Raw genomic sequence first — 7,407 nt, forward strand, 5'->3', positions numbered from 1 at the left:
ATCGAGCACGTCACCCGACTCGCTCACGACGTCGCACCGGATTGGCCGCGCGGCATCGGCGACCTGTCCTACCGGGTGGTCATCACCGGGCAACCCGATATCGACTGCACTCTGGCCGCGACGCTGCGCGACCCCCGGAAGGCGGGCATCGAAGGGATGACCTCAGGAGCCGGCGCGATGGTCGCCACCGCGATGCGCGTGGTCAACGCGATCCCGTATGTCGTGGCCGCACAACCCGGATTGGTCAGTTCGGTCGATCTCCCCCTGACGATTCCCCGCGGGTCGTTCGCCGGGGCGTAGGAAACAACCGGTAGCGGTCGGGGGGAAGGAGCGAGGGTGCGACGTGCACAGGTACGCCCGCTGGCCGGCTTCGTCACCGTCGCGACCGCAGTGGCGGTGGTGGCGCTGTCTGCCGCGCTGTTCCGCGATGATTTCTCCGAATCCGTTCCACTGACCGTCATCTCGCCGAGAGCGGGGCTGGTGATGAACCCGGACGCCAAGGTCCAGTTCCACGGAGTGCAGATCGGCAAGGTCGAGTCGATCGACGAACTGTCCGACGGCACGGCCGCTCTCCACCTGGCGATCGAGCCCTCCCGGCTGCAGATCATTCCCGAGGACGTGACCGTCGACATCGCATCCACGACGGTGTTCGGCGCGAAGGTGGTACGCCTGATACCGCCGGACGATCCCTCACCGGATCCGGTGCGCGCGGGACAGGTCCTCGGCGCCGAGCACGTCATGATCGAAGCCAACACGCTGTTCGAACAGCTGGTGTCCGCGCTGTCCTCGATCCAGCCCGACAAGCTCAACGAGACGCTCGGCGCCATCGCGTCGGCGATGAGGGGCCGCGGCGAGAAGATCGGCCAGAGCCTCACAGACCTCAACACCGCACTGGGACAGCTCAATCCACACCTCGAGGCTCTCGATCGCGATCTCGCGGCGGCGCCCCCTGTGCTGGCCGCCTACGCTGACGCCGCACCCGACCTGATGTCGATCCTCGACAGCACGGCCCGCCTCAGCACCACCGTCGTCGACACGGAACCCGACCTCGACGCACTGCTGGTGAGTGCGATCGGCCTCAGTGACATCGGCAGCCCGGTGCTGGCCGAGAACACGCGACCACTCGGTGACGTGCTGGGCTTGCTCTCGCCCACCACCGCCCTGCTGCGCGACTACCACCAGGCGCTGACCTGCGGGCTCGGTTCCATCACCATCATGGCCAACAATCCGCCGCTCAACGTGCCCGGTGTCGAGGTGCTCGCCGGCTTCTTCTGGGGTCAGGACCGCTACCGGTACCCGGGGGACCTGCCGAAGGTCGCCGCCACAGGCGGCCCGCAGTGCACCGACCTGCCCAAGATCCCTTACGGAAAGGCGCCGCCTTTCGTGATCGCCGACACCGGCGCCAACCCGTGGAAATACGGGAACCGCGGGCCGATCGTCAACTCCGACTTGTTGAAGCAGATCCTGTTCGGACCGATCGACGGACCACCCCGCAACAGCGCGCAGATCGGGCAGCCGGGATGAGCCGCCGCAGGATTGCAGGGATGAACCGCGAGCTGCCGAAACTCGGTGCCTTCGTCGTCGTGATGCTGCTGTTGACCGCGTGCTTGTTCGCCGTCTTCGGTCAATACCGCAGCTCGTCCACCAACACCTATTCCGCGGTGTTCAATGATGTTTCGAACCTGCAGGACGGTGAGACGGTCAGGTTCGCCGGCGTGCGCATCGGCACCGTCAGAGGCCTGTCGATGCAACCGGACAAGACGGTCGTGGTGACGTTCGACGCCGACCGCGAGGTGGTGCTCACCCACGGTACCCATGCGGTGGTCCGTTATCTGAACCTGGTCGGTGACCGCTTCCTCGAGCTCGTCGACGACGAGGGCTCGACGAAGGTCCTGCCCGCCGGTTCGCAGATCCCGGTCGAACGAACCGCCCCCGCGCTGGATCTCGATCTCCTCCTCGGTGGGCTCAAGCCGGTGATCAAAGGCCTCAACGCTGAGGATGTCAATGCGCTCAGCGCATCTCTGATCCAGATCATCCAGGGCCAGGGCGGCACCGTGGAGTCCCTGTTGTCGAGGACCTCGGCGTTCTCCAACTCGCTGGCCGACAAGAACCAGGTGATCGACCAGCTGATCGACAATCTGCGCACCACCCTGGCCACCATCGGAGACCAGCGGGACCAGTTCGCCGGCGGGATCGAACGTCTGGAGCGACTCGTCACCGAGCTCACCGCCGAACGGGAGCCGATCGGTTCCGCCATCGACTCCCTGAGCGCCGGGACCGCCTCCCTGTCGGATCTGCTCACCGAGACCAGGCCGCCGCTTGCCGGGTCCATCGAGCAGCTACACCGGCTGGCACCCAACATCGAGAGCAAACTCGACCGCGCCGAAACCGCGATCAGCAAGGCGCCCGAGAACTACCGCAAGCTGGTCCGGATCGGTTCGTACGGCAGCTTCGTCAACTACTACATCTGCTCACTCGGTGTCCGGGTCACCGATCTGCAGGGCCGTACCGCGGTGTTCCCCGTGTTCAGGCAGGACAACGGAAGGTGCGCTGAGAACTGATGCTGAAGTATCGCGGCGCGGGCGTCGTTCGCGCGGGCTTCATCGGCGTCGTCGTGATCGTGCTGACGATCACCGTCGGGCTGGCACCCGAGCGGCTCCTGGGCTGGGCGACGTCGATTCGCTACCAGGCGGTGTTCGCCGACCTCAGCGGCCTCGCCGTGGGCAACGACGTCACCGTCTCTGGCATGAAACTCGGCAAGGTGACCGCGGTGTCGCTGCAGGACCCGAATGCGCTGGTGACCTTCACCGTCGACAGCTCGACAGCGCTCGGCTCGAAGACCACCGCACATATCCGCACCGGAACCCTTCTGGGACAACGGAATCTGACCCTCGAGTCCGCAGGCGAGGGAACGCTGTCCCCGATGTCGGTCATCCCCCTGACCCGGACATCGTCGCCGTACACGCTGACCGAGGCCATCGGCGAACTGACCACCAACACCACCGACACCGACACCGCCCGACTCACTGAGTCGCTGGACACACTGTCGGCCACCATCGACCAGATCGCCCCCCAGCTGGGCCCGACGTTCGACGGGTTGGCACGTATCTCGCAGGCCCTCAACGCGCGCAACTCCGCGCTCGGTGAGCTGTTCGCCAGCGGGCGTGATGTCACCGAGGTGCTCGCCTCCCGTAGCGAACAGGTCTCGACGCTGATCCTCAACGGCAACGACCTCGTGGGGATGCTGTCGGACAGACGGCGGACGATCGTGGAGCTGCTCGCCTACACCTCCGCGGTGTCCCGGGAGGTCACCGCGCTGGTGCACGACAACGAGCAGGAGCTGGCACCGACACTGGACAAACTGAACGCGGTGCTGGCGATGCTGGAACGCCAGCGCGACAACATCGCCGTGGCGCTCCCGCGGCTGGCGAAGTACCAGATCACGCTCGGCGAGACGGTGTCCAGCGGTCCTTACTACTCCGCCTACATACCGAACCTAGACCTACCGCCCGTCCTGCAGCCGTTCCTGGACTACGCGTTCGGGTTCCGCCGCGGAGTCAACGCCGGGCAACCACCCGACAGCGCGGGGCCGCGGGCCGAGCTTCCGTTCCCTCGCAACGGGATCCCGGAAAGGCCGCCCCGATGAGCCGCGCGACGCTGACAAGACTGACCGCCGCCGCGCTCGCTGCACTACTGGTGTGTTCGGCCGCCTTCCTCGCCGCAGCGCAGTTCTTCGCCCCGACCACGATCACGGCGATCTTCGCGAACGCCAACGCGATCTACCCGGGCGACGACGTGCGTATCGCCGGCGTCAAGGTCGGCACCATCACCGGGATCGAACCCGACGCGACACAGGCGATCTTCTCCCTGAAGATCGACCACGGCGTGCGGGTGGCCGCCGACGCGAAAGCGGTTGTGGTGGCCCAGAATCTGGTTTCTGCGCGATTCGTCCAGCTCACCCCGGGGGGGAGCTCGGGTCCGGTCATCAGCGACGGGGCGGTGATCCCCCCGGAGCGGACCGCGGTGCCCGTCGAATGGGATGAGGTCAAGGAGCAGTTGAACCGGCTGGCCACTGACCTCGGCCCCTCCTCGGAGGTGCGGACCAGTTCGGTGGGCCGCTTCATCGACAGCGCCGCGGATGCCATGGACGGCAACGGGGAGAAGCTCCGGCGAGCCCTCAACCAGCTGGCAGGGATCAGCAGGGTGATCGCCGACGGAAGCGGCGACATCACCGAGATCATCAGCAACCTGCAGACTTTCGTCGCCGTGCTGCGGGAAAGCAATGAGCAGATCGTGCAGTTCCAGGATCGGCTCGCCACCCTCAGCAGGGTCCTCGACGGCAGCCGCAGCGACCTGGACGCCGCACTGGTCAACCTCTCCGAGGCCGTCGGCGAGGTGCAGCGCTTCGTCGCGGACAACCGCGACCGCGCGTCCGAGCAGGTCGCCCGACTGGTCAACGTCACCCAGAACCTCGTCGACCATCGCGGGGATCTCGAACAGGTGTTGCACGTCGCGCCCTCGGCGCTCGCGAACGCCTACAACATGATGGATCCCCGCACCGGCGGTGCCAGCGGGGTGTTCGTCCTCAACAATCTCGCGGATCCGAACGCGTTCTTCTGCGGCATGCTCGGCGCGCTGGCCAACGCCACCGCACCCGAGTCCGGCAAGCTCTGCGCGCACTACCTGGGGCCGGCTCTGGACACCGTGAGTCTCAATTACCTTCCCTTCCCGGTGAATCCGCTGCTCACCCCGGTTCCCTCCGACAGCAAGCTCATCTACACCGAGCCGCAGTTACGACCCGGCGGCACCGGCACCCGATCGGGTTTCATGCCGATCGCTCCCGAGGACTCGGCCTACCAGCCCGTGCCCGGCGCCCCACCCGTACCAGGCCCGCCACCGGGGGCCGCCCCCGCCGCGACGGCACCGACTCTGCCCGAGATGCTCCTGCCCGCCGAAGGACCGCCATCATGAACCGCGCTGCCGCCCGCCGCACCACCGCCCTGGGCGCTACGGTGATCGTCTGCGCAGCGGCGTGCGGCTTTCAAGGTGTCAACTCGCTACCGCTGCCCGGCGCGGTCGGCAGCGGAAAGGGGGCGACGACCTACACGGTCGAGCTCGCCAACGTCGGCACCCTCGAACCGAACTCACCGGTGATGATCGACGACGTCGTGGTCGGCAGCATTCGCGACATCGGGCTGGCGGGGCGGCACGCCGAGGTGAAGATCGCGGTCAAGCCAGGGGTCGAACTGCCGGCCAACACCACCGCCGCGGTTGGCCAGACCAGCCTGCTCGGATCGATGCACCTCGAACTGGCCGCGCCGGTCGACGAGCCGCCCGCGGGCACGTTGGCACCCGACTCCACCATCGCGCTGGACCGCTCGTCGACATACCCGTCCACCGAGCAGACACTCGCCGCGCTGTCGTCCGTCGTCAACGCCGGCGGCCTCGGACAGCTCGGCGAGATCATCCATTCGTTCAACGGTGTGTTCTCCGGCAGGCAGGGCGACATCCGAGAACTGCTGGGCAGACTGGACACCTTCGTCGGCGCACTGAATGACCAGCGGGACAACATCATCGCCACGGTGACCGAGCTGAACCGCTTCTCCGCAACGGTGGCGAATCAACGAGACCTCGTCACCCGCGCCCTTCGCGACATCCCGGCCGCCTTGGACGTCCTGTTGCGTGAACGGGCCCGTTTCGTCGAGGCGCTTGACAAGCTGCGAACCTTCAGCGACACCGCCACGACCGTCGTCGCCGGCGTCAAGAGCGATCTGGTGGCCAACCTCGCGAATCTCGAACCGGTGTTCCGCGCCCTCGCCGACGTCGGACCCGACATCAGCACGGGGCTGGGCTATGCGCTCACGTTCCCGTTGAACCAGAACATCATCGACCGGGGCATCCGCGGCGACTACATGAACCTCTTCGTCACCGTGGATCTGACCCTGGGACGGTTCAAGCGCGGACTGCTCGCAGGCACCTCGTTCGGCGACGAGAACGCCCCCCTGGTGCCCGCGCCGGGAGACCCCGGGTACGAGACGTTCTACTGGAAGAATCCGTTGGGTGAGGCGGTGGCGCCCCCGCCCGGGGTGGCGGGGCCGGACCGACTTCCGACAGGTGGCGGCTGATGCTGTCCCGACTCGTCCGAATCCAGCTGACGATCTTCACGATCGCCTCGGTCGTCGGTGTCACCGCGATGATCGTGCAGTACGTCCAGGCACCGACGCTGCTCGGCATCGGGCGGATCGAAGTCACCCTCGAGCTCCCCGAGGCGGGCGGCCTCTACCGGTTCGCCAACGTCACCTACCGCGGAGTCCAGATCGGCAAGGTGACCGCCGTGGACGTCAACCGCGCCGGCGCCGTCGCGACCCTGTCGCTGTCGACCTCGCCTCAGGTTCCGGCGGATCTGCGGGCCGAGGTGCGCAGTGTCTCGGCCGTCGGCGAACAGTACGTCGATCTCCAACCGCGCGGCCACTCCGGCCCGTACCTGCGCGATGGCTCGGTGATCCCCGCGTCGGCCACGGTCGTGCCGCAACAGGTCGGTCCGATGATGGACCACCTCAGCGCGATGGTCGCGAGCATCCCCGAGGACAAACTCAACAAGCTGCTCGATGAATCGTTCATCGCCTTCAACGGCGCGGGCTACGACCTGCAGACATTGGTGGAGTCCACCTCCAGGATCGCGCACGACACCGATGCGGTCGCCGACCGCACGTCGGCTCTGATCGAGGACACCGGACCGGTCCTCGACGGCCAGATCGCCAGCGCCGACGCCCTGCGCACCTGGTCGGCACGTCTGGCGGGCGTCAGCAGGCAGCTTGTGGTCAACGACCAGGAGATCCGGCACATCGTGCACGACGGACCCGTTGCCGTGCAAGAGGTTTCGCGGCTACTGGAGCAGGTCAAGCCCACCCTCCCGGTGCTGCTGGCGAACCTGACCTCGTTGGGGCAGGTCGCGGTGACCTACCGCCCCGGACTCGAGCAACTGCTGGTGCTGCTTCCCCCCGCCTCCGCCTTCTACCAGTCCGCGGTCGGGGCGAACAACGCGACCGGTATCCCCGTCGGAGACTTCAGGATCTCGGTGGACGACCCGCCCGCGTGCACCGTCGGGTTCCTTCCGCCCTCGTCCTGGCGCTCGCCCGCGGACACCACGACTCTGGACACCCCGGACGGGCTGTACTGCAAGCTGCCTCAGGATTCGCCGATCGCTGTGCGGGGGGCCCGCAACTTCCCGTGTATGGACGTCCCGGGCAAGTACGCTCCCACCGTCGCGGAATGCAAGAGCGGCAGACCTTTTCAGCCGCTGGCGACACGGCAGCACGCGTTGGGGCCCGGCCCGTTCGATCCCAACCTCATCGCGCAGGGCGTACCGCCCGACGACCGCGTCACCAGAGACGAGAACATCTTCGG

General features: G+C 67.1%; 6 protein-coding genes and 1 pseudogene. All 7 read left to right on the forward strand.

The window, feature by feature from the left end; genetic code table 11:
* A pseudogene (locus VIQ49_RS23730) lies at window positions 1-300 on the forward strand (dihydrodipicolinate reductase); the annotation flags it as partial.
* A gap of 36 nt (window positions 301-336) precedes the next feature.
* Window positions 337-1,524, forward strand: a complete 1,188-nt coding sequence (locus VIQ49_RS23735; protein WP_331889050.1) for an MCE family protein — start codon at window positions 337-339, stop codon at window positions 1,522-1,524.
* Window positions 1,521-2,561, forward strand: coding sequence for an MCE family protein (locus VIQ49_RS23740; protein ID WP_414731703.1), 1,041 nt, complete (start codon window positions 1,521-1,523; stop codon window positions 2,559-2,561). The genes VIQ49_RS23735 and VIQ49_RS23740 overlap by 4 nt, the downstream gene beginning before the upstream one ends.
* Window positions 2,561-3,646: an MCE family protein gene (locus tag VIQ49_RS23745; RefSeq protein WP_331889052.1), complete on the forward strand. Its 1,086-nt coding sequence runs from the start codon at window positions 2,561-2,563 to the stop codon at window positions 3,644-3,646. Before VIQ49_RS23740 ends, VIQ49_RS23745 begins: the two co-directional genes overlap by 1 nt.
* Window positions 3,643-4,971, forward strand: a complete 1,329-nt coding sequence (locus VIQ49_RS23750) for an MCE family protein (RefSeq protein ID WP_331889053.1) — start codon at window positions 3,643-3,645, stop codon at window positions 4,969-4,971. Before VIQ49_RS23745 ends, VIQ49_RS23750 begins: the two co-directional genes overlap by 4 nt.
* The gene (locus VIQ49_RS23755; protein ID WP_331889054.1) at window positions 4,968-6,125 is read left to right on the forward strand and encodes an MCE family protein; all 1,158 of its coding nucleotides are present in this window, start codon (window positions 4,968-4,970) and stop codon (window positions 6,123-6,125) included. The genes VIQ49_RS23750 and VIQ49_RS23755 overlap by 4 nt, the downstream gene beginning before the upstream one ends.
* A partial coding sequence (locus tag VIQ49_RS23760) for an MlaD family protein (RefSeq protein ID WP_331889055.1) occupies window positions 6,125-7,407 on the forward strand: 1,283 nt, incomplete at its 3' end. The genes VIQ49_RS23755 and VIQ49_RS23760, both read left to right, overlap by 1 nt.

Origin of the sequence: Williamsia sp. (assembly GCF_036566845.1) — a bacterium.
GTDB lineage: Bacteria > Actinomycetota > Actinomycetes > Mycobacteriales > Mycobacteriaceae > Williamsia.

Excerpts from the sequence above, each read along its gene's own strand:
- VIQ49_RS23740 (WP_414731703.1), top strand. The coding sequence starts at position 1,521 with ATGAGCCGCCGCAGGATTGCAGGGATGAACCGCGAGCTGCCGAAACTC.
- VIQ49_RS23745 (WP_331889052.1), top strand. The coding sequence starts at position 2,561 with ATGCTGAAGTATCGCGGCGCGGGCGTCGTTCGCGCGGGCTTCATCGGC.
- VIQ49_RS23750 (WP_331889053.1), top strand. The coding sequence starts at position 3,643 with ATGAGCCGCGCGACGCTGACAAGACTGACCGCCGCCGCGCTCGCTGCA.
- VIQ49_RS23755 (WP_331889054.1), top strand. The coding sequence starts at position 4,968 with ATGAACCGCGCTGCCGCCCGCCGCACCACCGCCCTGGGCGCTACGGTG.